Raw genomic sequence first — 2,257 nt, 5'->3', positions numbered from 1 at the left:
CGCTTCGCGCGATCGACCCTCCCCCTCCAGGGGAGGCTAAGAAAGAACGAGAGAGAGCAACCATGTGGCCTGACCGTCGACTGATCGATCTGTTCAAGACCGAATTCCCGATCGTGCTGGCGCCGATGGCGGGGGCGATGGATGCGGAAATGGTGATTGCGGCCGCGCAAGGCGGGGCACTGGGCTCGCTGCCTTGCGCGATGATCTCGGCCGAGAAAGCGCGCGAGCAGGTCGGTCTCATCCGTCAGCGCGTGAAGGCGCCGGTCAACATGAACTTCTTCTGCCACACGCCGGCCGAGCTGACAGCCGAGGCCGAAGCGCGCTGGAAGCAGCGGCTCGCGAGCTACTACACCGAGCATGGTCTCGATCCGGCGGCGCCGATCGCTGCGGCGAACCGTGCGCCGTTCGACGCGGCGTTCTGCGAGGTTGTCGAGGAGCTGAAGCCGGAGGTCGTCAGCTTCCATTTCGGCCTGCCGGAGCAGGCGCTGCTCAAGCGGGTCAAGGCGGCCGGCTGTCTCGTCATCTCGTCCGCCACGACGGTCAAGGAAGCGGTCTGGCTGGAGGAGCGCGGCGTCGACGCCGTGATCGCGCAAGGCGCCGAGGCGGGCGGTCATCGCGGCATGTTCCTGACCGACAGGATCGCAGAACAGCCCGGCACTTTCGCGCTGGTGCCGCAGGTTGCCGATGCCGTGAAGGTGCCGGTGATCGCGGCGGGCGGCATTGCCGACGGGCGCGGCATTGTCGCGGCCTTTGCGCTCGGCGCCGCCGGCGTGCAGATCGGCAGCGCTTACCTGCGCTGTCCGGAATCCAGGCTCAGCGCGGGCGGCCGCAAGGCGCTCGCCGAGGCCGGCGATGATTCCACCGTCATCACCAACGTCATGACCGGCCGTCCGGCGCGCGGCGTGCAGAACCGCCTGATGCGCGAGGCCGGCCCGGTCTCGCCGGATGCGCCGCCGTTCCCCCATGCCGCGACGGCGTTGGGGCCTCTGAAGGCGGCGGCCGAAAAGCAGGGTAGGGTGGATTTCACCAACCTCTGGGCCGGCCAGGCCGTCGCGCTGGGCCGTGAGGTCCCTGCGGCCGAATTGACCCGGGATCTCGCCAGATCGGCGCTGGCGCGCATGAAAGCCCTCGCCGGATAGGGGGAGGCGCCGGTTGCGGCGCAAAAGCGGCCTCTGCTATACGGCACTCAGGTTTTACCGTGCTGGGTTTTGCCGTGAGAGGCCTTATATAATGTCCGTCGATGCCGCTACCGTCCGTCGCATCGCGCATCTGGCGCGCATTGCGGTTTCCGAGGACGAGGTTCCGCACCTGCAGGGCGAGCTCAACGCCATGCTCGCTTTCGTCGAGCAGCTCTCGGAGGTCAATGTCGAGGGCGTGGAGCCGATGACCTCGGTCACCCCGATGCAGATGAAGAAGCGGCAGGACGTGGTCGACGACGGCGACATCGCCGACGATATCGTTGCCAACGCGCCCGCGACCGAGGGGCACTTCTTCCTGGTGCCGAAGGTCGTTGAATAAAACAGGTTAGGTCCGATGTGCCTGCTATGCGACGATGAGAAGGCCTATCAGGCCTACATGAATTACCTCGACAAGATGGAGCGGCAGGGCAAGGCTGCCGACCCCAATGTCGCAGTCAATGAAGTGCTTGACGAGATCGAGGCCGCTGCGAAAGCCGCCGCCAAAAAAGACGACCCGGCCAACGACAAGACCCTGTCTCCGTTCTTCTGCAGCCCGATCAATAAATGACCGATTTGACATCGCTGACGCTCGCCGAGGCCCGCAAGGGTCTCGCCGACAAGACTTTCACGTCGCTCGAGCTGACCGACGCGCACTTGAGCGCGATCGAGGCGGCGCGCGTGCTCAATGCCTTCGTGATGGAGACACCGGATCAGGCGCGCGCCATGGCGAATGCCGTCGACGAGAAGATTGCCAGGGGCGAGGGCGGGCCGCTCGCCGGCATTCCGCTCGGCATCAAGGACCTGTTCGCGACCAAAGGCGTGCGCACAACCGCGTGCTCGAAGATCCTCGGCAATTTCGTGCCGACCTATGAATCGACCGTGACCTCGCAGCTCTGGCGCGACGGCGCCGTGATGCTCGGCAAGCTCAACAATGACGAGTTCGCGATGGGCTCCGCCAACGAGACCTCGTGCTTCGGCCCCGTCGGCAATCCCTGGCGGCGCGAGGGCAGCAACACCACGCTGGTGCCGGGCGGCTCATCCGGCGGCTCGGCCTCGGCGGTGGCGGCGCTGCTCTGCAT

At 66.2% G+C, this 2,257-nt stretch carries 4 protein-coding genes; all 4 read left to right on the top strand.

The annotated features are described in order from the left end of the window. Positions 1-62 precede the first annotated feature (62 nt). Positions 63-1,139 (top strand): nitronate monooxygenase, encoded by a 1,077-nt coding sequence (locus JHD07_RS38135; protein WP_291631609.1) that lies wholly within the window; start codon positions 63-65, stop codon positions 1,137-1,139. Positions 1,140-1,230: 91 nt separating this feature from the next. Continuing rightward, the gene (gatC, locus tag JHD07_RS38130; RefSeq protein WP_291631607.1) at positions 1,231-1,518 is read left to right on the top strand and encodes an Asp-tRNA(Asn)/Glu-tRNA(Gln) amidotransferase subunit GatC; all 288 of its coding nucleotides are present in this window, start codon (positions 1,231-1,233) and stop codon (positions 1,516-1,518) included. Positions 1,519-1,533: 15 nt separating this feature from the next. Then, positions 1,534-1,746 (top strand): hypothetical protein, encoded by a 213-nt coding sequence (locus JHD07_RS38125; protein ID WP_291631605.1) that lies wholly within the window; start codon positions 1,534-1,536, stop codon positions 1,744-1,746. Then, positions 1,743-2,257, top strand: a 515-nt coding sequence (locus tag JHD07_RS38120; RefSeq protein WP_291631603.1) for an amidase, incomplete at its 3' end; no start/stop codon positions are given. The genes JHD07_RS38125 and JHD07_RS38120, both read left to right, overlap by 4 nt.

Origin of the sequence: Bradyrhizobium sp. (assembly GCF_016462955.1) — a bacterium.
Classification (GTDB): Bacteria; Pseudomonadota; Alphaproteobacteria; order Rhizobiales; family Xanthobacteraceae; genus Bradyrhizobium.
This window is presented reverse-complemented; position numbering and strand designations above follow the sequence as displayed.